The sequence below is a fragment of the Sinorhizobium fredii USDA 205 genome, assembly GCF_001461695.1.
Classification (GTDB): domain Bacteria; phylum Pseudomonadota; class Alphaproteobacteria; order Rhizobiales; family Rhizobiaceae; genus Sinorhizobium; species Sinorhizobium fredii.
Genome location: NZ_AUTC01000157.1, coordinates 162,244 through 183,186, shown reverse-complemented (window position 1 = coordinate 183,186; position 20,943 = coordinate 162,244). Strand labels below are relative to the sequence as shown.

The following is a 20,943-nucleotide window of genomic DNA, read 5'->3' as shown; positions in this document are numbered from 1 at the left end:
CTTTCGGCATTCGAACCCACATTCAACGAAGCGAAAAACCGGTCCGGGGGCTGCTCGCGGTTTCCTTGCAGAGGAACCGCAGCATGCCCCCGGCCGATCGCTTCATCAGGCTTCGAGCCAGACATACTCCGCGAAGGCATAACCCATCTGGCCGCCAAGCGGGTTGGGTTCCAGCCCCTTGAGCTTGGCGGTGGTCGCGTCGACGTTGGAGATGTAGGCCGGGATGATGGTGCCGGCTTCGTTGGCGACCATGACCTGCATCTCGTCGTAGATCGACTTGCGCTTCTCCTGGTCGAGTGAGCCGCGCGCTTCGATCAGCATCTTGTCGAACTTCTCGGACTTGTACTGGCTCTCGTTCCACGGGGCTTCCGAAGTATAAAGCAGCGAAAACAGGATGTCAGGCGTCGGGCGCGGGTTGATATTGCCGAAATGGACCGGTGCCTTCAGCCAGTAATTGTCCCAGTAGCCATCTGCCGGAACGCGCTGGACGTCGAGCTTCAAGCCGATCTCGGCTGCGGAGGCCTGGATGATCATCGCCATGTCGATCGACGAAGTCGCCGCATCGGAGGCGATCACCGGGATCGACTGGCCGAGGACGCCCGCCTTCTCGAAGTGGAACTTCGCCTTCTCGGGATCGAAGGCGCGCGGCTTCAGGTCGGCATTGTGATAGAAGTTGGCGGGGGAAACCGGCTGGTCGTTGCCGACTTCACCCAAGCCCCTGAGTGCCGACTTGACGATCTGCTCGCGATTGACGAGGTACTTCATCCCTTCAATGAAGTCGCGCTTGTTGCCGGGCGCCATGTCCATTCGCATGTTGAGGTTGGTGTAGTTGCCGGAGGTGGTCTTCGACAGGACGAAACCGTCACCTTGGCTCTCGACAAGGCGCATCGAACGCGGGTTGATCGAGGCAGCGAGATGGATATCGCCGGACAATAGTGCGTTGACGCGGGAACTGTCATCGCTGATCGCGAAATACTCGAAGGAATCGACGTTCGGGCCAGATTTCCAGTAGTTCTTGTTCTTGATGCCGACGGAGCGCACGCCGGGCTCGAAGACTTCCCGGACGAAGGCGCCGGTGCCGTTGCCCTTGGAGAAATCCGTCGTGCCGTCGGCGACGATCATGAAGTGATGCATCGACAGGATGGTTGGCAGGTCGGCGTTCGCATCAGCGAGGGTGATCTCGACCGTCTGTTTGTCGACTGCCCTGAAGCCGGTCATCTGGGCGGCGATCTTGGCAACCTTCGAACCGACCGACGGATCGAGATGGCGTTTCAGCGAGAAGATGACGTCGTCGGCGGTCAAAGGCTTGCCGTCATGGAAGGTAACGCCGCTTCTGAGCTTGACGGTCCAGGTCTTCGCATCCTTGGACTCGATCGCTTCGGCAAGCTCCATCTGCGGAGTGCCGCTCTTATCGAGGAAGGTGAGGCGATTGTAGAAGGAGCAGCAGCGCACATAGTCGGTGGAGAGAGATGCCTTCGCCGGGTCGAGCGTGTCGGCGGTCGAGGACGACCAGCCGGCCGCTTTGAGCGTACCGCCGGTGACCGGCGTTGCGGCAAGAGCATTGCCGGCTCGGCCGAGCACGAGTCCGCCGGCCGACATCGCGACGCCGCCGGCAAGTAGCATCTGAAGGAGTTCGCGACGGGTAGCGCCGCGGCGAATGGCGTTTTCGACGACTGCGTCGTCTCTCTTGGTCCAGTTCGTGATCTTGTCGTTCATGACGTTCCCCATTCGTTTGTGGTGGCTTTGATCGCCCCGTCTTCTTTGCGGGGGTTCGATCGGGTGATTTGCCTGCCGTTCAGGCGGCCTTGCTTTGCTCCACGGCGTCGGCAAGCCCCGCCATGGAGGTGAAATGGAAATCGGGCTTGGTGAATTCGGCGGGCTCGATCGTGCCGCCATAGCCCTTCTGCGCGTGCCGTCGCTCGATCCAGCAGTTGGTCAGCCCAAGCTTCCGCGAGATGCCGATGTCGTGATACTGGCTCTGGGCGACGTGCAGGATGTCGTCCTTCGAATTGCCCTCCGAAGCGACGAAGGCGAAGACCTTCTCGAAGAAGGCCGGATCCGGTTTTTCGGTGCCGGTGTCGTCTGCAGTGAAGGCGGTGTAGAAGGGGTTGCCGAGCTCGCGGGAGAAATGCTCGAAGGCCCAGCGCCGGGCGTTGGTCATGGCGATCAGGCGGTAGCGCTTGGCAAGCCGGGCGAGCGCCTCGGCGCTGTCGGCAAAGCCCTTCCAGTCTTTCGCGGAATCGCGCAGCCTTTCGCCGTATTTCGCTTCGGCGGGAAGTCCGAGCTCAGGCGCGATCGACAGATAGACGCGGACCAGGTCGTCGGGGAAGAGATCGGCATCGGGGGAATAGCGCGCCGCTCGGTAGAGCTTCAGCGCCTCTTCGCCATCGACCGTGACACCCGCCTCCTTGGCGATGCCGGCCAGGCACTCCTTGATGCCGCCCTCGAAGTCGATCAGCGTGCCGACCACGTCGAAGGTGAGATACTTGAAATCCGCGAAGGTCTTTGCCAAGTCTTTTTCCTCGATTGAGCGCAACGAAATTCGTTCGCGCTTGGCTTGCAGAAGAAAATGCTGTGCTCAATGGGCCGCTGGCGCTTGCCACAGGGGGGAAACCCCTGTTTTCCCGGCATTCCTGCACCCTTAGCTCAGCCAGTTTCGCAGTATCGGCTCGCCAGATTCTCTGAATGGGAGAAGGATGGCGGCACAAAATTGCGAATATCATGATAAACCGGTATTTCGCCGTTCCAGCTGCCGATCCGCCGGGGATGCACGGCCGCGGAGCGGGAAGAACGCTGCTTCAGGCAAGTGCCGCGCGGACATCTGGGTCCTCCAAAGTCTCGTCAAGCGTCATCCGCGTCCGCTCGACGATGGCGTCGATTTCCGCCTCGGTGCAGCAGAGCGGCGGGGCGTAGCCGAGAACACCGTTGCCGAAGGCGCGGATAATCAGGCCGTTGTCCCAGGCGCGGTCGAATATTCGGCGCGCCGGATCGGAAGCGGCCGGCAAAGGCGTCTTGCGTTCCTTGTCGACAACCAGCTCGATCGCCGCCAGCATGCCGCGTCCGCGGACATCGCCGACCAGCGGATGATCGCCGAGGCCGCGCAAGCCCGCCATCAGCCGCTCGCCGGCCTTGCGGCCGTTTTCCAGAAGCCCGTTCTCGTAGAGCCGCAGCACTTCAAGGCCGACTGCGGCGCTGACCGGATGGGCGGAATAGGTGTAGCCGTGACCGACCGCCGACGCGCCGGCGCCGTCGGCGATCGTCTCGTAGACCCTGTCCGAGAGGAAGACGGCGCCCATCGGCACGTAGCCCGACGTGAGCCCCTTGGCCGTCGTCATTAGGTCGGGGACGATGTCTTCGTCAGAACAGGCAAACAACGGGCCGGTGCGGCCGAAGCCGGTGATCACCTCGTCGGCGACGAACAGGATATCGAGCTCGTGGCAAACGTCGCGCATCGCCTTCATCCAGCCCGGCGGCGGCACGAGCACACCGCCCGAACCCTGGATCGGTTCGACGTAGAACGCTGCCACCCGGTCTGCGCCGAGCTGTTCGACCTTGGCACGCAGCGCCGCGACCGAGGCGGCGATGATAGCGGCGGGCTCGGTTCCGGCTGGGTTACGATAGGCGTAATGCGACGGGATCTTGTGCTGCCAGTCGAACGGTACGCCGAAGCCGGCATGAAAGGCCGGCAGCGCCGTCAGGCCGGCACCGACCGTCGAGGAGCCGTGATAGCCCTGCGCGACCGAGATGAACTGGTCCTTCTGAGGCCGTCCCTGCGCATGGTGATAGTAGCGGATGAAGCGGATGGTGCTGTCGACGGCGTCCGACCCGCCAAGCGTAAAATAGACATGGTTGAGGTCGCCCGGCGCTCGCTCCGCGAGTTCAGCCGCCAGCCGGATCGCCGGTTCGGAGCCTAGGCCGAAATAGCCGGTGGCATAGGGCAGCTCGCGCATCTGCCGGGCCGCCGCCTCGACGATGCTGTCATGGCCGTAGCCGGCATTGACGCACCAGAGCCCGGCGAAACCGTCGATCATCGTGTGCCCGGAGGCGTCGGTCACGGTTGCGCCCCTAGCGGATCTGAGGACGCGGACCCCGGCGCGCTCGTGGCTGCGATAGGAGGTGACCGGGTGGACCAGATGGGCGCGGTCGAGTTCGATAAGGGAATTGCTGTACATCGAGATCTCCAGATCAGCCGAGCGCCTGATTGGCGAGGGCAAAGGTGGTGGCGGCGCGATCGGCGGCGCGGGGAAGGAGCGGCCTTTCCATGGCGATCCCGCCGCCGACATGGGCGAGCCCCTGGTCAAACAGCCACGAGGAGAGCCCGGTCTCGGCGGTGGTATCGACCCGGATGAATTGTCCGCTTCGCATTGCGATGAAATGGACGACGAGCGCCTTGGCATCATCGACATTTGCGGCAACGACGGGCCCGATGACATCGCCACGGCCAAAGGCGCGCAGGGCGGCGAAACCGGCAATGCGGCCGTTGCGGCGAATGACCGCGAACTCGCCGACTTTGGCGAGATAGGCGATCAGATCCCGGCGATCGGCCCCGAAAGCGATGCGGTCAAGAGCGGCGATCGCTGGAATGTCGTCCCCGGTCGCCGTCGCCGTTTTCGCGGGCGCGGCCAAGTCTCGTGCGATACCTTGGTGCTGCAGCACGGTGCCGGTCTCGCGGAACCCGAGCTTTTCATAGAGCGGCAGCCCCTCCGCCGTCGCCACGAGCCGCAGCGGCCGGTCGCCGGCGATCCGCAGGGCGGCATCCATCAGCCCGCGCCCCAGGCCACGGCCGCGCATCGTCTCGTCGACGATCACCATGTTTATCGTAACGCAGTCGTTCCCATAGGCTGTCGCCAGCGTGGTTCCGACGACCCGGCCGGCCTCGAGGGCGACGACGCCGTCGCTCAGCGCCAGCGCCATCTGCCAGTCCTCCAGCCGGTGCGGCCAGCCCGCCTGGCGGGAAAGCCGCACCGCGCTCTCCAGATGCTCGGGGCCAAAGGCCGTAAGTTCGATCTGACTTAACTGCATGGGAAGATCCTTGATTTCCTCCAGCAAGTTTCAAGGAAGGCCGACCGGCAGATCGTCCGAAGGCGGTGTCGGGGGCGGTATCTTATACCTTTACGTGAGGGGGTCGCCGCATCTTATGCCGGCAGCCCGGCGGCAAAGGGTCTCAAGGGTGGGAAAAGGCTGGAGCGCTGCGGGCGGTGCACACAACCATGTGCCAAAGCCGCCCGCGGATACGGTACAATCTGCTTCGATCGGCGCCAAATCGCGCGAGCCGGCGGGCGGGACACGCCTATGATCCTTTTCAGATAACCCGGACCGCGTCATTGAAAAGGAGAATGCGCATGGCGAACTTCCGTCCGAAATACATCACCTTCGACTGCTACGGCACTTTGACCAACTTCCAGATGGCGGAAGTGGCTCGAGATCTTTACAGCGAGCAACTCGATGAACCGCGCATGGCGGAGTTCATCAAGAATTTCGCCGCCTATCGTCTCGACGAGATTATGGGCGACTGGAAGCCCTATGCGGAAGTGGTCCACAATTCGCTGGAACGTACCTGTAAGCGCAACGGCATAAAATTCCGCGAGGAAGCCGCCCGTGTGGTCTATGAGCGCGTGCCGACCTGGGGCCCGCATGCGGACGTGCCGGCCGGACTTGCCAAAGTCGCCAAGGAGATACCGCTGGTCATCCTGTCGAACGCGATGAATTCGCAGATCATGTCGAATGTCGAGAAGCTGGGCGCCCCCTTCCATGCGGTCTACACGGCCGAGCAGGCGCAGGCCTACAAGCCGCGCTTCAAGGCCTTCGAATATATGTTCGATATGCTCGGCTGCGGCCCGGAGGACATTCTCCACTGCTCGTCCTCGTTCCGCTACGACCTGATGTCGGCGCACGATCTCGGCATCAAGAACAAGGTCTGGGTCAACCGCGGCCACGAGCCGGCAAACCCCTTCTATGGGTATACGGAGATCAAGGATATTTCCGGCCTGCCCGGCGTCGTCGGGCTCTGACGGGAGATGGCCATGCAGTTCAAGTCCTACTGGCACGATACGGCCCCCCCCTTCGAAGGCGGCAGCCGCACACCGGTCGAGGGCCACTATGACGTCGCCGTCATCGGCGGCGGCTTCACCGGACTCGGGGCTGCGCGCCAGTTGGCAATGGCCGGCGCAAAAGTGATGGTGCTGGAGGCGGGGGCGGTCGGATCGGGCGCATCCGGCCGCAACGGCGGCCATCTCAACAACGGCATCGCCCATAGCTTCGTCGCCGCCAAGGCGGAACTCGGGGCCGAGCGGGCGGCGGCGCTCTACCGCGCCTATGACGCCTCCGTCGACACGATCGAACGCATTGTATCGGAAGAGGGTATCGACTGCAGCTTCCGGCGCGCCGGCAAGCTGAAGCTCGCCTCGAAGCCGGCGCATTTCGACGCGATCGCCCGAAATTTCGAGGTGGTGAACCGCGAGATTGATCCGGACACGGCGCTTCTGACGGCAAATGATCTGACGAGCGAAATCGGTTCGGCCGCGTTCCATGGCGCAATGCTCTCCAGGAAGAGCGCGATGATGCATATGGGCCGCTTCGTCGTCGGCCTGGCGGATGCGGCGGTCCGCCATGGTGCGATCGTCGCAGAGAACACTCCTGTGACGAGCCGGCGTCAGTTGTCCGGCAAGCAGGAACTGACGACCCCGCGGGGCCGCGTGACGGCGGATACGGTGCTGCTAGCGACCGGCGCCTACACAACCGGCGCCTTCGGCTATTTCCGCCGCCGTATCGTCCCGGTCGGCAGCTTCATCATCGCGACACGGCCGCTCAGCGACACCGAGATCGCAGCAACCATGCCCGGCAACCGCACCTGCGTGACCTCTCTCAACATCGGCAACTATTTCCGGCTGTCGCCTGACAATCGCCTGATCTTCGGCGGTCGGGCGCGGTTTTCGGCGACATCGGACCAGCGCTCGGACGAAAAGAGCGGCGCTATCCTGCGCGCCAGTCTCGCCGAGATCTTCCCGCAGCTCGCCAAGGTCGAAATCGACTATTGCTGGGGCGGCCTGGTCGACATGACCAAGGATCGTTTTCCGCGGGCGGGCTTCACCGACGGCCTCTGGTACGCCATGGGCTATTCCGGTCACGGGGCGCAGATGTCGACCCATATGGGAATGCTGCTTGCCGACGCCATTCTCGGCAAGGCTGATCGCAATCCGGTCAAGGACCTAGCCTGGCCGGCAGTCCCCGGGCATTTCGGCAAGCCATGGTTCCTGCCGTTGGTCGGCATGTATTACAAGATGCTCGATAGGATTCAGTAGCTCACTGGACGGTGACGCAGCTTTTTATCTGCCTTCCCTAAGCTCAGCATGCATTCCGGGGCGCCGGCGAAAGCGTTCGGCCGCGAAATCGACGAATGCGCGCACCCGGGCTGAGACCATGCGCCCTTCGGCGTGCACGATGTGGATCGGCACTGGCTCGCGCTCGTAGTCGGCGAGCACGATCTTGAGGCGACCCGCCTCTATCTCCTGCGCCACCTGGTAGGACTGGAACCGGGATAATCCCCATCCAGCCACTGCGGCGGCGATGGCTGCGTCATTGGTGTTGCAGATCAGCCGGGCGCTGATTGGAACGCGAATGCTGCTGTCGCGCCCAAAAAGCCATTCCGAATGACCGAAGAGTCCATCGCGCCCGATGATGCGGTGGTGAACGAGGTCTTGAGGGCTCTCGGGCTTGCCGAAGCTTTCGAAATAGTCTGGGGACGCGCAAAGCACTTGTCTGACCGAGCCGACGCGGCGTGCGATGAGCCCGGAAGCGGGGAGTGCCGCGATACGGACGGCGACATCCAGGCCTTCCTCGACCAGATTGGTGACGCGGTCGACAAAGACGGTTTTCACCTGAATCGCAGGATAGAGATCGAGAAATTCGAGGATGACGGGGAGTACATGGATGCGCCCGAAAAGCGCAGGCGCGGTGACCGTGAGCAATCCCGCCGGGTGAATGAAGCTGCCCGCCGCATTGGCTTCCGCCTCGGCAATCTCCGCCAGGATACGCCGGCAATCGGCTGCATAGCCTTCGCCGGCAGCAGTCAGCTTCAGAGAGCGCGTGGTGCGAACCAAAAGCCGCGTGCCGATCTGCTCCTCGAGCTTCGCAATCGCCCGGGTCACGGAGGGCGGGCTCGTATGCAGCACCTTGGCGGCAGGGGCGAAGCCACCGCTTTCAACCACCTGCACGAAGATCCGCATCGCCTGCCAGCGATCCATCGCGATCCTGTCCAAAAAAGAACTATTACACCATTTGAAATAGTCTAGTGCCTCATGGAAGGCTTATCAACTCCGAGCTCAATAATCATTCTGTGCCTCCATTCTTCCGCAGGAGGCAAACATGCAACTCTACTATCATCCGCTGTCCGGCCATGCGCATCGCGCCCGGCTCCTACTCTCGCTGCTCGGTCTTGAGCATGACCTCGTGCTCGTCGATCTCGCCAGGAGAGAGCATAAGCAGGAGCCGTTCCTGAAGCTCAATCCTTTCGGTCAGGTTCCGGTGCTCGATGACGGCGGCACGATCATCTGCGATTCCAACGCCATTCTGGTCTATCTCGCCAAGACGACAGGCCGCGCGGACTGGCTGCCGGAAGACCCGCAGGGTGCGGCCGCCGTTCAGCGCTGGCTTACCGTCGCCGCGGGCCAGATCGCCCACGGTCCGGCGCAGGCGCGGCTCATTAATGTGTTCAAGGCCCCCTATCGGCCGGAAGAGGTCATTCCTCGTTCCCACGCGATCCTGACGCTGATCGAGGCCGCGCTCGAGGGCAGGGGATGGATCGCCACCGACCGCCCTACCATCGCCGATGTGGCGCTCTACAGCTATGTGGCGCGTGCGCCCGAAGGCGACGTGGATCTTCAGCCCTACGCGAACATCCGCGCCTGGCTCGAGCGCATCGAAGCGTTGCCGGGCTTCGTCGACTTCCAGAAAACCCCGGTTGGCTTAGACGCCTGAGGAGGCAATGTCATGGACGGTCGCATCCTGCCTGCCTCGCCCTGGCATGACGGTGAGATCAAACTCCAGCGGCAATCGGGCGTGGAGACACGCATGGACGAGGTCGGTCGCCGCGTCTTGCGCGATCATCTGATCGAGCAGCACCGCGAGTTCTATCCGCTGCTGCCGATGGTGGTGCTGGGGGCGGTGGACCAACGCGACGATCCCTGGGCGACGCTCCGGGCGGGGCGGCCCGGCTTTCTCCGCGCACCGGATGCCCACAGGCTCACCGTCGAGCTCTCCAGGGAGCCGGCGGATCCCGCGGATGGAGGCATGGAAGATGGCGCCTCGCTCGCCCTTCTCGGCATCGATCTCGGCACGAGGCGCCGCAACCGGCTGAACGGCCGGCTCGATCGCCATGCCAGGGGGTTCGATATCAGCGTCGACCAGTCCTTCGGCAACTGCCCTAAATATATCCAGCTCCGGCAGGCCCGCTTCATCCGCGATCCATCGGAACCGCCGTCGGTGCCGTCCACACGGAGCTCGGAGCTTGACGACACTGCGCGCGCCCTTGTCGGGCAGGCGGACACCTTCTTCGTCGCCACCTATGCCGATCTTCCGGCTGGGCGCCAGGTGGACGTCTCCCATCGTGGCGGCCGGGCGGGGTTCGTACGTGTCGGCGATGACGATTGGTTGACGATCCCGGATTTCGTTGGCAACCGTTTCTTCAACACGCTCGGCAACATCGCCGTCAATCCGCGCGCCGGGCTCGTCTTCCCGGACTTCTCGACGGGTGGTCTGCTGCAGATGACCGGCGAGGCCGAACTTTTGTCCGGGCAACCCGAGGGCGGGATACTCGAAGGCGCCGAGCGCTATTGGCGCTTCCGTCCGCGCCAGATCGTCTGGCGGGCCGACGCGCTGCCGATCTGCTACGATCTTGGCGAATGGTCGCCCTTCGCGCTGGCCACCGGCACTTGGTCCGAGCGGGATGCCTAGTCTAGCCGAGCCCGCCGATATGGAAGCTCTTCAGTTCGAGGTATTCCTCGATGCCGCATTGGGCGCCCTCGCGGCCGAGGCCGGATTGCTTGACGCCGCCGAAGGGCGCGACTTCGGTGGAAATGGCGCCGGTATTGAGGCCGACCATGCCGAATTCCAGGGCTTCGGCGACGCGCCAGGAGCGCTTCAGGTTTTCGGTGTAGAAATAGGCGGCAAGGCCGAAAGGCGTGCCGTTGGCAATGGCAATCGCCTCCTCTTCGGTCTCGAAGCGGAAGAGAGGGGCGACGGGACCGAAAGTCTCTTCGCTGGCAAGCTGCATGTCGGTGGTGGCGCCGGTCAGCACCAGCGGCGCTGTATATTGCCTTCCCTCCGGCAGCGATCTGCCGCGCGCGACGATCTTCGCACCCTTGGAAAGCGCATCCTCGACATGGCGGTTGATCTTGGCGATCGCCGCCTCGTTGATCATCGGGCCGATGGCAATGCCGGGTTCCGTGCCCGGGCCGACCTTCATGGCGCTGACGCGGACGCCGAGCTTCTCGGCGAAGGCATCGTAGACGCCGGCCTGCACCAGGATGCGGTTGGCACAGACGCAGGTCTGTCCGCCATTGCGGAACTTGGAGGCGATCGCGCCTTCGACCGCCAGATCAAGATCGGCATCCTCGAAGACGATGAAGGGAGCATTGCCGCCGAGTTCGAGCGAGAGCCGCTTGACGCTGTCGGCCGCGCCTCTCATCAGCAACGACCCGACGCGCGTGGAGCCCGTAAAGGAGATCTTGCGCACCGTCTCGTTCGCCATGAACTCGTTGCCAATAGCGGTCGGCATGCCGGTGACTATGTTGATGACACCTGCGGGGATACCGGCGCGCTCTGCCAGAACTCCGAGGGCGAGCGCTGAAAATGGCGTGAACTCCGAGGGCTTGATCACCACCGTGCAGCCCGCTGCCAGGGCGGGTGCGACTTTGCGGGTAATCATTGCGTTCGGGAAGTTCCAGGGGGTGACGATGGCGCAAACGCCGACCGCTTCCTTGAGCACGACGATGCGGCGGTCCGCCGTCGGTGAGGGGATCGTATGGCCGCCGATGCGGCGGGCTTCCTCGGCGAACCATTTCACGAAGGCGGCGCCATATCGGATCTCGCCGCGCGCTTCGTCGAGCGGCTTTCCCTGTTCCATGGTCAACAGCAGCGCCAGGTCCTCAAGATTTTCGATCATCAACGCGTGCCAGCGCTCGAGGAGTGCGGCGCGCTCGGCATGCGTCTTCTTCTTCCACGAGGCGAAGGCGGCAGCGGCGGCATCGATGGCAGCCCGGGTATCGGCCGTCTCCATGTCCGGAACGGTGCCGAGGGTAGCTTGCGCAGCCGGGTTGATCACCTCGATGACCTCCCCGGAGGCTGCGTCGGTCCACGCCCCGCCGATGAAGCCGGATTGCCGGAAAAGATCCTTATCGTTCAATTTCAGCATTGTTGTTCCCCTGTCGATCAGTCGAGCGCGGCAAGAACCGCCGCCGTGATGGTTTCCGTCTTGTCCTTGCCGGGCACCGTGCCGATGCCGGCGGAGGTGGCGGCCGCGATCGCAGCCATGATCTGTTCCGCCGCGGTAGCCTCGCCGAGATGTTCGATCATCATTGCGGCCGACCAGATGGCCGCGATCGGGTTGGCGATGGCGAGGTGGGCGATATCCGGCGCCGATCCGTGCACCGGTTCGAACATCGAAGGAGCGCTGCGATCGGGATTGATGTTGGCGGAGGCGGCAAAGCCGAGGCCCCCCTGAATGGCGGCACCAAGATCGGTCAGGATGTCGCCGAAGAGATTGGAGGCGACGACGACGTCGAGGCTTTCCGGCGCCATGACCATTCGGGCCGCCATCGCATCTATATGGTAGCTGGTAACAGTGACGTCCGGATATTCGGCCGCCAGCCGTTCGGTGATCTCGTCCCAGAAGACCATGGAGTATTTCTGGGCGTTCGATTTCGTCACCGAGGCGAGCTTGCCGCGGCGGGCGCGGGCCTGTTCGAAGCCGAAGCGGAGAATGCGCTCCACGCCGGCTCGGGTGAAGATCGAGGTCTCGACTGCGACCTCGTCCTTCGTGCCCTGATGGACGCGGCCGCCGGCGCCGGAATACTCACCCTCGGTGTTCTCGCGAATGCAGAGGATGTCAAAATTGCGCGCCTTGAGCGGACCTTCGACGCCGGGCAGCAGGCGATGCGGGCGGATATTGGCATATTGCACGAAGGCCTTGCGGATCGGCAGCAGCAGGCCGTGCAGCGAAACCGAATCGGGAACCTCGGCCGGCCAGCCGACCGCGCCGAGCAGGATGGCGTCGAAACGGCGCAGCGTCGCGATACCATCGGCCGGCATCATCGCTCCGGTCTCTCTGTAATAGGCGCATGACCAGGGAAAGGTGGTGGCCTTCAGTTCGAAGCCCGACCGGGCGGAGACTTTCTCCAGCACCTGCCAGGCGGCGGCCGTCACATCCTTGCCGATGCCGTCCCCGGGGATCAGCGCGATCGAATAGGTTTTCATATCTGTCCTCGTCCCGCTTTAGAGATTGATCAGCACGCTCTTGCTGCGGCGGTTGGCGAGATAGGCCTCGCGGCCGAGATCCTTGCCGATGCCGGAGCTCTTGTAGCCGCCGGTCGGAAGGATGTGGTCGCGCGAGCGGCCGTAGCGGTTGATCCAGACTGTTCCTGCTTCGAGCCGACGCGTCACCCGCACGGCGCGCGACAGGTCGCGCGTGAAAACACCGGCGGCAAGCCCGTAAGTCGGATGGTCGGCGAGCGCCAAAGCCTCTGCCTCGTCGTCGAAGATCTGCAGCGTCAGGACGGGCCCGAAGATTTCCTCGGTCACGGCCGGAGAGGACTGGTCGACGCCTGCGATCAGCGTCGGGGCGTAGAAATAGCCTTCCCGGTCGAGTGGCTTGCCGCCGAGCAGGCATTTGCCGCCAGCGGCGAGCGATTTTTGTACGATCGCATCGATCCGGCCGATCTGGCGCTCGGAAATGATCGGCGAATATTGGCTGGTCTCGTCCCAGGTCGGGCCGGGCTGGATTGCAGACATGTGCGCGACCATTGCTTCGGTCAGCGCATCGGCGACACTCCGGTCGACGATCACGCGGGAGCCGGCGACGCAGGCTTGGCCGGCATTGGAGAGAATGTTGCTGGCAATCGCTTCTGCGGCGCGATTGAGATCCGCATCCGCGAAGACGATCTGCGGGCTTTTTCCGCCGAGTTCGAGCGTCATCGGCTTGATGCCGGTGCGGGCGACGTTTTGCATGATTGCTGCCCCGGCGGCCGTCGAACCGGTGAAGCTCACCTTGCCGATGCCCGGATGGCCCGTAATGGCATTCCCCGTGGTCGGCCCATCGCCGAGCACGACATTGATGAGCCCGGCCGGCAGGCCGGCACGCACCGAAAGCTCGGCGAGATAGAGTGTCGAGAAAGGCGTCATCTCGGACGGCTTCAGCACCACCGCATTTCCGGCGGCAAGCGCCGGCCCGAGCTTCCAGCCGGCCATCGAGACCGGAAAATTCCAGGGCGTGATCGCGCCGATGACGCCATAGGGCTCGGTCATGATCATGCCGAGATTGTCGTCGTCGGTCGGCACCAGATCGCCGCCTTCCTTGTCGGCGAACTCGGCAAAGAAGCGGATCTGCTCGGCGGTGATGGCGATATCGCCCTCAATGAGGTGACCGATGGGGCGGGTGGAGGCGACCGCTTCGAGGCGCGCAAGCGTCACCGCTTCGGCTTCGATGAGGTCGGCCCAACGCGAGAGCGCCCGCGTCCGTTCGCGCGGGCGCAGGCCCGACCAGCCGCTCTCCTTGAGCGCCTTGCGAGCGCTCGCGACCGCCTGGTCGACAAGATCTTCGCCCGCGACGGGGCACTCGGCGAAGCCGGCGCCATCGGAAGGACGGTGCATGGCGAGCCGGCCGGCGGCGGGCACGTAGCGGCCGCCGATGAAATGACCGTTGGGGAGTTCGACCGTATCGGGATTGAAACTGAGGGTCATTGCTGCTCCTTGCCGTTTGGGCAAGAATAGCGGCGGATCTCCGGCAGTTTCGCTCGACTGCGCTGAGGGTGATGATGGAATAAGCTGTTTGAGGGGAGCGTTTCAGCGCAATCTTTGGCCGTTCAGCACGGTCTTGAGGCAGGTCAGGAAGGGCTGGACGAAGCGCGAGGCCGGGCGCGCTTCGTTGGTGGCCGCGACCGCTTGCATCGAGATGCGCGGCAGGAAACGGCGAGCGACCAGCCCCTCGAAATCCTCCCAGGCGACGAGCCCATCGACGAGCGCGATTCCGAGGCCCTCGCGGACCAGCGGAACCGCTCCCACGGAGGAAGCGATTTGAATGGCGACGTCGCGCTGCCGTCCGGCCGCAGCGAACGCGCCGTCCATCGACGCGCCGATCTCTGCGTGCGCGCCATAGGAGATCAGCGTTTTGCCGTCGAGATCGGCGGGCGTAATTTCGGCACGCTCGGCGAGCGGTTCGTCGGTACGCATCACCGCGACGATCGGCACCTCGCAAAGCACTTCACTTCGCACGGTCGGCGCCTGGATGAGCGAGAGGGTGACGGCGAGATCGATGTCGCCGAGGAGCAACGCCTCGGCGATCTCCCGTTTCGGCAGCGCATGCAAATGGACCTTCACTTCCGGTTGCCGTTCGCGGAAGGCCGACAGCGCCTTGGGAAGCACGGAATAGGTCACCGGCAGGCTCGCGCCGAGGCGCAGGAGACCGATCTTTTGCGCGCCGATGTCCCGCGCCAGCGACTTCAAGGCCTCCATCTCACGGAAGACGCGATCGGCGTCGGCGAAGAGAAGGTTCGCTTCCATCGTCGGCACCAGCCGCCCGCCGATCCGGTCGAAGAGCGCATAGCCGAGCTGGCTTTCCATATGGTGCAGGAGCTTGCTCACGGCCGGCTGTGAAATTCCGAGCGAGTTGGCAGCGGCGGTGATCGAACCGTCGCGCATGATCGCCCGGAAGATTTCAAGTTGGCGCGCGTTCATCGTTCCCCGTCCTCGCACGCCGATGTCTTAGCCGACGTGGGGAACCCATCAAAGCCCATATCTCTCGCGCACCTCGCCGAAGATCGCGCCCATCTGCCGGTCGATGGGGATTTCGTCTTCCGCGGGAAGAGAGGCGGCGGCCTCGAAGATGCGATGCTTCAGGAAGAAGCGCCAGCCGACCGGAACGTCCGCGAGGAACCGGGTAAGCAGCTCGTAGCGTTCAGGGGTCCACACCGTCTCGAAGGCGATGCGCTCGGCGCCATAGGCGAAGGTGCCGGGAATCGGCCGTGCCTTGGTACGCAATGCGGCCGTCGCGTCCGCATCGACCTCGTCGGCGACGATCGCCACGCCATAGTCGCGGCGGGCGCTGTCGAGCGAGACGGCGCCTCGGCGGACGTCGCGGAGCACGGCGTTTGCCGGGCGCTCGAAGGGTTCGCCGTAGCCACCGGCACCCGGTCCGATCACGCGGATCACGTCGCCGGGATTTAAGCGCACCACGTCGGTATTGCCGAGATCGGTTTCGTCGCTCCTGCCGGGATTGCGGATGAAACGGGAGATGACACCCGCATGGCCACCGTTCAGCCCCCAGGAGGGCATGATCGAGCGATTGCGGTTGCGGGCGGTCACGACAGTCTCCGGCGCCGATACCTCGAATTCCATGATCGCCGAGAGGCCGCCGCGATAACGTCCCGGTGCGCCGGTATCCGGCTGAAGCCCGTAACGCAGGAAGCGGATCGGCACCTCCGCCTCGCTGATCTCGATCGGCGTGTTGCGCAGGAAGCCGGTGGCGCCGCCGGCGCCATCGCTGCCGTCGCGGATCGGCGTTCCGCCACCGCCGCCGCCGACCGGACCGATCGACGCCATGACCGGACGGCCGTTTCTGGCGCTCGTCTTGACGTTCATGATCGCGTTGCCGCCCGGGGAGGCGGCGGGCATGAGCTCCGGCAGCGCCTGGGCAAAGGCCCCGACGGTGACGATCTGGGTCATCGCGCAGGTGAGCGATCGCATGCCGACCGCCGCCGGCGGATCGCAGTTGACGATCGTGCCCTTGGGCAGCACGGCGCGGGCCGGGCGCAAAGTGCCGGCGTTGAGGAGCAGGCTGTTGTCGAGCGTATAGAGTACGTAGGTGAGGCCGACCATGACGAGCGGATGGCGCTCGCGGCCGCCGGTCGGCATGTTGAGCGAGGAGCCGAGCTGCGGGTCGCTGCCGGTATAGTCGAGCTCGACCTCGTCGCCTTTTACGCGCAGGGTGAGCGCCACCCGACAGGGCTTGCCGCCGACCGAGTCCTCGTCGGCATAGTCGGCGAAGAAATAGTCCCCATCCGGCACCCCGGCGAGGATCGCCCGGGTCTGTTGTTCGGCATAGTCGAGAATCTGCCCGACGCCGTCGATGAAATCGTCGTAGCCGAAGCGGGCGATGATCTCCTTCAACTTGCGCTCGCCGATATTGACGGAGGCGATCTGGGCGTGGAGATCGCCGATATTCTGCTCCGGTAGCCGCACATTGGCCGCCATCGTGCTGAGCACGAACTGGTTCAACTTACCCTGTTGGACGAGCTTGACCGGCGGGATGCGCAAGCCCTCCTGCTCGATCTCCGTCAACGACCGGGAAAGCGAGGCGGGCACGGCGCCGCCGACGTCGGTGTTGTGGATATGGCCGACGACGAAGCAGGCAAGCTTCCCCTCATGAAAGACCGGCTTCCAGATATGGATGTCCGGAGAATGGGTCGCGACGAAGCCGCTATAGGGGTCGTTGGTGATGCAGATGTCGCCCTCGGCATAGTCGTCGAACATCTCAATGAGCGGCGCATAGTCGATGCCGCTATACCAGGGCGCGCCGAACTGGCGAGGGCTTGCGAAAGCGAGCCCCTCGCGGGTCACCACCTGGCAGGAGAAATCCTCCGTTTCCTTGACGAAGGCCGAATGGGCGGTGCGCATCAGCGTGAAGGCCATGGCGTCGGCGGCTGCGGCGCAGAAATTGGCAAGCACTTTCAGGTTTCTACGGTCGATCGTCATGTCAGGCCTCCCTGCGGGTGATGACGAGGTTGCCGAACTCATCGACATCGACGACGAAGTCCGGCGGAACGACAGTCGTGGTATCGTCCTGCGCAATGATGGCGGGACCCTCGAAGCGATGGCCGGCCCTAAGATCGGTGCGGTGGTAGACGGAGGTCTGAACGGCCTTGCCATCGAACCAGGCATCGACCGCCAGCCGCGGCGCAATCGGGGCCACGGCTGGGGCGAGCGGGAGGAGGGCCGGCTTCGGCGTTGCGCCCGAAATCGTCAGGCGCAAATTGACCATCTGCACCGGCGCCGCGGGCGACGAATGCCCGAACAGCCGGGCATGCTCGGCATGGAAGGCGTCCGCCACTGCGGCCGCATTGCGAGCTTCAAGCCACGCGCCTTCAAGGGGCACCTCGATTTCGTAGGATTGTCCCTGATAGCGCATATCCGCGAGGACCTTGACCACCGCTTCTCCCTCGAAGCCCTGCTTGTTGCGCAGCCAGTCTTCGGCTTGCGCGCCGAGCGCGTCATAGGGAGTGGCCACGGCGGCGAGGCCCTCGGCGGACACGTCGCAATAGACCGTACGGATGAAATCGTTTTTGAGATCGGCGATCAGTCCGCCCAGCGCCGACACGACGCCGGGTGTCGGCGGCACCACCACGCCGTTCATGTCGAGTTCGCGTGCCAGGAAGCAAGCGAGCATTGCACCCGCGCCGCCGAAGGCGAAAAGGTGGAAGTCGCGCGGGTCGATGCCGAAGCGGGAAATGAGACCGCTCACCTCGGCATACATGCCGGAAACGGAGATATTGATGATGTCGCCGGCGACGGTCTCGACGCTGCTGCCGAGGGCTTCCGCCAGCGGTGCGATCGCTGCGCGCGCCGCCGCGTGATCGACCTCGACGGCGCCGTAGCCGAGCGGCATATGGCCGACCAGGTTGCACGCGGCGACTGCGTCCGTCACTGTTGGTCGAGTGCCGCCGCGTCCGTAGCAGGCCGGGCCCGGGGTCGAGCCGGCGCTGTCGGGACCGACCTGGAGCATGCCGAGCGGGTCGACCCAGGCCATCGAGCCGCCGCCCTGTCCGACCGAACTCACCGAAACCGACGGGATATGGATCTGGAAATCGCCGATCAACTCGCCGACGCCATATTGCGGCTCGCCGCCGATGATCACGGCCACATCGGCACTGGTGCCGCCGATGTCGAGGCTGAGAATCCGGTCGAAGCCGCTCGCCCTGGCGAGATAGCCGGCACCGATGACGCCGGAAGCGGTGCCTGAAAGGATCATCTGCACACAATCATTGCGCGCCTGGTCGATACCCATGACGCCGCCATTGCTCTTGGTGATCAGCAGCGGGCAGGCAAGCCCTTCCTGACGCAGCACCGTCTCGAAGCGATCGAGGTAGCGCGAGACCCGCGGCTGGACATAGCCGCTGATGACGGCGGTGGTGGTGCGCTCATATTCGCGAATGATCGGCCAGGTCTCGGCCGAAGAAAAGACCGGCAATTCGGGCGCGAGCTCGCCGATCATCGCCTTCACGGCTGTTTCGTTCTCCGGATTGCGATAGGCGTTTAGGAAGGCAAGCACGATCCCCTTGGAGCCGGTGAGCCGTGCGGCATCGACAGCGGCCGCCACGTCATCGAGTTCCGGCGTGACGAGAACTTCGCCGGTCGCAAGGGTCCGTTCCGAGATGCCGAAGACGCGGTCGCGGGGAATAAGCGGCTCGGGACGTACCGAATAGAGGTTGTGGATTTCAGGAATCTTGAGCCGTGCGATCTGCAGTACGTCCTCGAAGTTGCAGGTCGTGAACAGCGCCAGGTCGTGGCCGTTGCGCTGGATCACCGTGTTGACGCCAACGGTGGTGCCGTGGGTGAAATAGTCGACCTCGGCCGGATCGAGGCCGTCTCGCGCCTTTAATGTCGTCAGTCCGGCGGTTATTTCGGCACCGGGCTCGTCCGGCCGGGAAAACACCTTGAGGGTGTCAAGGCGCCCATTGGTTTCGTCGAAGAGGGCAAAGTCCGTGAAGGATCCCCCGACATCGACGCCGATGCGATAGCTCATGTCCTGTCTTCCTTGTTCTTCCGGCGATCAGCATTCTGCGAAAAACGGGCCGAGGACCAAGAAAAACATGGAGGCACTCCATAACCTCCGGTTATGGAGTCTCGTCGGGCTTCGGAACGCTCATGTAGTATTCCGGGTGCGGAACCGGCAGGAAGCCGGCCTTGGCATAGACGGCATGGGCATCCCGGGTCGCCAGCATCCAGGTGCTCACTGAGGCGAGTTCGGGGTGCTGACGAATGGCCTCGGCAAGCCAAGCGGCAAGCCCCCGCCCGCGATGGGCGGGCAGAGTGAAGACGTCCCTGAGATAGGCGAAGATCGCAAGGTCGGTCACCACCCGTGCGAAGGTGGCGAGGCTGCCGTCAGGGGCGTAGATGGCGACCGGACCGAGCCTTCGAGCGCACGCTCGAACAGGGCGCGATCGAGGCCGCGCGCCCAATAGGAGTCTCCCGCCAAATAGCTGTGAACGAGATCGAGGTCGAGCTTGGTTCGGTCGGTGCTGAGCCTATAGCCGTCCCGCTCGATCTCGTAGGCCGGGAGATCCCGAAGTATCACCATCAGCCGACGGTCAGGTAGATCTTGCGGACGGTCTCGATCGTCCGCCAGACGCCCTTGAAGCCGGGCTTCATCACGAAGCTGTCGCCGGCGCGATAGGTGACGGGTGTGACGCCGCCCTCTTCGGTCAGTTCGACCACACCTTCGAGGATATGGCAAAACTCGAAGGTCTCGCCCTTGATCGACCGGGTCTCGCCCGGTGTCGCTTCCCACACTCCGGTGTTGATCATGCCGTCGCGCGCGACGTCCTGGGCCCAGGTCTTGAACGACGGATTGCCGGAAATCAGCCGCTCGGGCGTCGGGTTCGACCGCTTCGGCTCGAACTGCGGGTCAGTGTCGATGGTCTTCAGAAGTGACATGGTTTTCCTTTCGGGTTGTGATGGGTTCAATAACCTCGGTCGCGGTCGACGAGGCCGATGAGGCCGAGGCCGGCTTCATGGCGCCTAATATTGGCGATGACGGTTCTTGCCGCGGTCTCCGGCTGGGTGACGCTGGCGATATGCGGGGTGATGATCACTTTCGGGTGACGCCACAAAGGATGGTCCGCCGGCAGCGGTTCGGGATCGGTGACGTCGAGTACGGCCCCGGCGAGTTGGCTGTTGTCCAGTGCAGCGACAAGCGCGTCCGTATCAAGTTGCGGTCCGCGCCCGACATGCACGAGGCCGGCGCCTCTCGGAAGTTTCGAGAAGAGCCAAGCATTGAGAATGCCGCGCGTCTCTGCGGTGAGCGGCAAGAGGCAGATCAGGATGTCCTGGGTGGCAAGAAAGTCGGCGAGAGCGGCATCGCCATGGTGGCAGGCGACCCCCGGGATGTCGCGCGGCGACCGGCTCCAGCCGGAGAGCGGAAAGCCGAAGGGACGGAGGCAGTCCAATACCGCCTGACCAAGATTTCCGAGCCCGAGCACGCCGACCCGCCGCTCCGATGCCTGCCGGACCGGCCGCATGCGCCATTCGCCGGCGCTCTGCTGGCCGAGATAGCCGGGAAGGTCGCGATGCAGTGCGAGGACGGCGAGCGTCACATATTCCTGCATCATGCGGGTGATGCCGTCCTCGATCATCCGGACAAGCTTGACGTTCTTCGGCAGGCGGTCGATGGCAAACTGGTCGACGCCGGCGCCGATCGAAAACAAAACCTCGAGATTGACGTAGCGCTCGAGGTCCGGTGGTGCGGTCCATGTCAGCAGATAGCGGACGGCGGCGGGATCGACACTGCCGGCGTCCACCACGAAAGGAAGGGAGGGAAGTTCGCGGGCGAATTCTGCCGAAAAGATCTTTGCCCGTTCGGCATCGGATTTGAACAGAAAGGCCATAATCTTCCCCATTGGTTTCGAGGCCATCGTTGCCCCGAAGCGCCGGTAGAATGCTCCGAAGCATGCCTGCGCC

At 64.0% G+C, this 20,943-nt stretch carries 19 protein-coding genes; 4 read left to right on the top strand and 15 right to left on the bottom strand.

The window, feature by feature from the left end; genetic code table 11:
* Positions 1-105: 105 nt before the first annotated feature.
* The 4 genes from N181_RS22855 to N181_RS22840 all read right to left on the bottom strand — a co-directional run bounded on the left by N181_RS22855 (position 106) and on the right by N181_RS22840 (position 5,022).
* Entirely contained in the window at positions 106-1,716 is a 1,611-nt protein-coding gene (locus tag N181_RS22855; protein WP_037433227.1) for an ABC transporter substrate-binding protein, read from the bottom strand.
* Between the two features lie 79 nt (positions 1,717-1,795).
* Positions 1,796-2,512, bottom strand: a complete 717-nt coding sequence (locus N181_RS22850) for an HAD-IA family hydrolase (RefSeq protein WP_037433199.1) — start codon at positions 2,510-2,512, stop codon at positions 1,796-1,798.
* A gap of 286 nt (positions 2,513-2,798) precedes the next feature.
* Entirely contained in the window at positions 2,799-4,172 is a 1,374-nt protein-coding gene (locus N181_RS22845) for an aspartate aminotransferase family protein (protein WP_037433197.1), read from the bottom strand.
* Positions 4,173-4,185: 13 nt separating this feature from the next.
* A complete protein-coding gene (locus N181_RS22840; protein WP_037433224.1) occupies positions 4,186-5,022 on the bottom strand; it encodes a GNAT family N-acetyltransferase in 837 nt (278 codons plus the stop codon).
* Positions 5,023-5,342: 320 nt separating this feature from the next.
* Between N181_RS22840 and N181_RS22835 the strand changes: the two genes are divergently transcribed.
* Positions 5,343-6,011: a haloacid dehalogenase type II gene (locus N181_RS22835; protein WP_037433222.1), complete on the top strand. Its 669-nt coding sequence runs from the start codon at positions 5,343-5,345 to the stop codon at positions 6,009-6,011.
* A 12-nt stretch (positions 6,012-6,023) separates the two neighbouring features.
* Complete coding sequence (locus tag N181_RS22830; protein WP_037433195.1) at positions 6,024-7,301, top strand: NAD(P)/FAD-dependent oxidoreductase; 1,278 nt, start codon at positions 6,024-6,026, stop codon at positions 7,299-7,301.
* Positions 7,302-7,325: 24 nt separating this feature from the next.
* Here N181_RS22830 and N181_RS22825 read toward each other — a convergent pair whose 3' ends face one another.
* Positions 7,326-8,243: a LysR family transcriptional regulator gene (locus N181_RS22825; protein WP_037433194.1), complete on the bottom strand. Its 918-nt coding sequence runs from the start codon at positions 8,241-8,243 to the stop codon at positions 7,326-7,328.
* A gap of 121 nt (positions 8,244-8,364) precedes the next feature.
* Here N181_RS22825 and N181_RS22820 point away from each other — a divergent pair, with 121 nt between their 5' ends.
* Positions 8,365-8,976 (top strand): glutathione S-transferase family protein, encoded by a 612-nt coding sequence (locus N181_RS22820; RefSeq protein ID WP_037433192.1) that lies wholly within the window; start codon positions 8,365-8,367, stop codon positions 8,974-8,976.
* 12 nt (positions 8,977-8,988) lie between these two features.
* Positions 8,989-9,951 (top strand): pyridoxamine 5'-phosphate oxidase family protein, encoded by a 963-nt coding sequence (locus N181_RS22815; protein ID WP_037433190.1) that lies wholly within the window; start codon positions 8,989-8,991, stop codon positions 9,949-9,951.
* A gap of 1 nt (position 9,952) precedes the next feature.
* Here the strand turns inward: N181_RS22815 and N181_RS22810 are convergent, their stop codons facing one another.
* The 10 genes from N181_RS22810 to N181_RS22770 all read right to left on the bottom strand — a co-directional run bounded on the left by N181_RS22810 (position 9,953) and on the right by N181_RS22770 (position 20,870).
* The gene (locus N181_RS22810) at positions 9,953-11,410 is read right to left on the bottom strand and encodes an NAD-dependent succinate-semialdehyde dehydrogenase (protein ID WP_060563902.1); all 1,458 of its coding nucleotides are present in this window, start codon (positions 11,408-11,410) and stop codon (positions 9,953-9,955) included.
* Positions 11,411-11,427: 17 nt separating this feature from the next.
* Positions 11,428-12,471 (bottom strand): tartrate dehydrogenase, encoded by a 1,044-nt coding sequence (locus N181_RS22805; protein WP_037433179.1) that lies wholly within the window; start codon positions 12,469-12,471, stop codon positions 11,428-11,430.
* Between the two features lie 18 nt (positions 12,472-12,489).
* A complete protein-coding gene (locus N181_RS22800; protein ID WP_037433177.1) occupies positions 12,490-13,953 on the bottom strand; it encodes an aldehyde dehydrogenase family protein in 1,464 nt (487 codons plus the stop codon).
* Between the two features lie 102 nt (positions 13,954-14,055).
* Positions 14,056-14,946: a LysR family transcriptional regulator gene (locus N181_RS22795; protein ID WP_037433174.1), complete on the bottom strand. Its 891-nt coding sequence runs from the start codon at positions 14,944-14,946 to the stop codon at positions 14,056-14,058.
* A 48-nt stretch (positions 14,947-14,994) separates the two neighbouring features.
* Positions 14,995-16,962 (bottom strand): hydantoinase B/oxoprolinase family protein, encoded by a 1,968-nt coding sequence (locus N181_RS22790; RefSeq protein ID WP_037433172.1) that lies wholly within the window; start codon positions 16,960-16,962, stop codon positions 14,995-14,997.
* A gap of 1 nt (position 16,963) precedes the next feature.
* Positions 16,964-19,009 (bottom strand): hydantoinase/oxoprolinase family protein, encoded by a 2,046-nt coding sequence (locus N181_RS22785; protein ID WP_060563901.1) that lies wholly within the window; start codon positions 19,007-19,009, stop codon positions 16,964-16,966.
* 91 nt (positions 19,010-19,100) lie between these two features.
* Positions 19,101-19,340, bottom strand: a complete 240-nt coding sequence (locus tag N181_RS34965) for a GNAT family N-acetyltransferase (RefSeq protein ID WP_245290987.1) — start codon at positions 19,338-19,340, stop codon at positions 19,101-19,103.
* Positions 19,337-19,564 (bottom strand): hypothetical protein, encoded by a 228-nt coding sequence (locus tag N181_RS34960; protein WP_245290986.1) that lies wholly within the window; start codon positions 19,562-19,564, stop codon positions 19,337-19,339. Before N181_RS34960 ends, N181_RS34965 begins: the two co-directional genes overlap by 4 nt.
* Positions 19,564-19,920, bottom strand: coding sequence for a cupin domain-containing protein (locus N181_RS22775; RefSeq protein WP_037433157.1), 357 nt, complete (start codon positions 19,918-19,920; stop codon positions 19,564-19,566). Before N181_RS22775 ends, N181_RS34960 begins: the two co-directional genes overlap by 1 nt.
* Before the next feature lie 26 nt (positions 19,921-19,946).
* Positions 19,947-20,870, bottom strand: coding sequence for a 2-hydroxyacid dehydrogenase (locus N181_RS22770; protein ID WP_037433155.1), 924 nt, complete (start codon positions 20,868-20,870; stop codon positions 19,947-19,949).
* Positions 20,871-20,943 lie beyond the last annotated feature (73 nt).

Bases quoted from the DNA above. Each gene is read 5' to 3' on its own strand.
- N181_RS34960 (WP_245290986.1), bottom strand. From the start codon at position 19,564: ATGGTGATACTTCGGGATCTCCCGGCCTACGAGATCGAGCGGGACGGC.
- N181_RS22845 (WP_037433197.1), bottom strand. From the start codon at position 4,172: ATGTACAGCAATTCCCTTATCGAACTCGACCGCGCCCATCTGGTCCAC.
- N181_RS22815 (WP_037433190.1), top strand. From the start codon at position 8,989: ATGGACGGTCGCATCCTGCCTGCCTCGCCCTGGCATGACGGTGAGATC.
- N181_RS22800 (WP_037433177.1), bottom strand. From the start codon at position 13,953: ATGACCCTCAGTTTCAATCCCGATACGGTCGAACTCCCCAACGGTCAT.
- N181_RS22785 (WP_060563901.1), bottom strand. From the start codon at position 19,009: ATGAGCTATCGCATCGGCGTCGATGTCGGGGGATCCTTCACGGACTTT.
- N181_RS22820 (WP_037433192.1), top strand. From the start codon at position 8,365: ATGCAACTCTACTATCATCCGCTGTCCGGCCATGCGCATCGCGCCCGG.
- N181_RS22835 (WP_037433222.1), top strand. From the start codon at position 5,343: ATGGCGAACTTCCGTCCGAAATACATCACCTTCGACTGCTACGGCACT.
- N181_RS22805 (WP_037433179.1), bottom strand. From the start codon at position 12,471: ATGAAAACCTATTCGATCGCGCTGATCCCCGGGGACGGCATCGGCAAG.
- N181_RS22825 (WP_037433194.1), bottom strand. From the start codon at position 8,243: ATGGATCGCTGGCAGGCGATGCGGATCTTCGTGCAGGTGGTTGAAAGC.
- N181_RS22775 (WP_037433157.1), bottom strand. From the start codon at position 19,920: ATGTCACTTCTGAAGACCATCGACACTGACCCGCAGTTCGAGCCGAAG.
- N181_RS22795 (WP_037433174.1), bottom strand. From the start codon at position 14,946: ATGAACGCGCGCCAACTTGAAATCTTCCGGGCGATCATGCGCGACGGT.
- N181_RS22840 (WP_037433224.1), bottom strand. From the start codon at position 5,022: ATGCAGTTAAGTCAGATCGAACTTACGGCCTTTGGCCCCGAGCATCTG.
- N181_RS22855 (WP_037433227.1), bottom strand. From the start codon at position 1,716: ATGAACGACAAGATCACGAACTGGACCAAGAGAGACGACGCAGTCGTC.
- N181_RS22830 (WP_037433195.1), top strand. From the start codon at position 6,024: ATGCAGTTCAAGTCCTACTGGCACGATACGGCCCCCCCCTTCGAAGGC.
- N181_RS22790 (WP_037433172.1), bottom strand. From the start codon at position 16,962: ATGACGATCGACCGTAGAAACCTGAAAGTGCTTGCCAATTTCTGCGCC.
- N181_RS22770 (WP_037433155.1), bottom strand. From the start codon at position 20,870: ATGGCCTTTCTGTTCAAATCCGATGCCGAACGGGCAAAGATCTTTTCG.
- N181_RS22810 (WP_060563902.1), bottom strand. From the start codon at position 11,410: ATGCTGAAATTGAACGATAAGGATCTTTTCCGGCAATCCGGCTTCATC.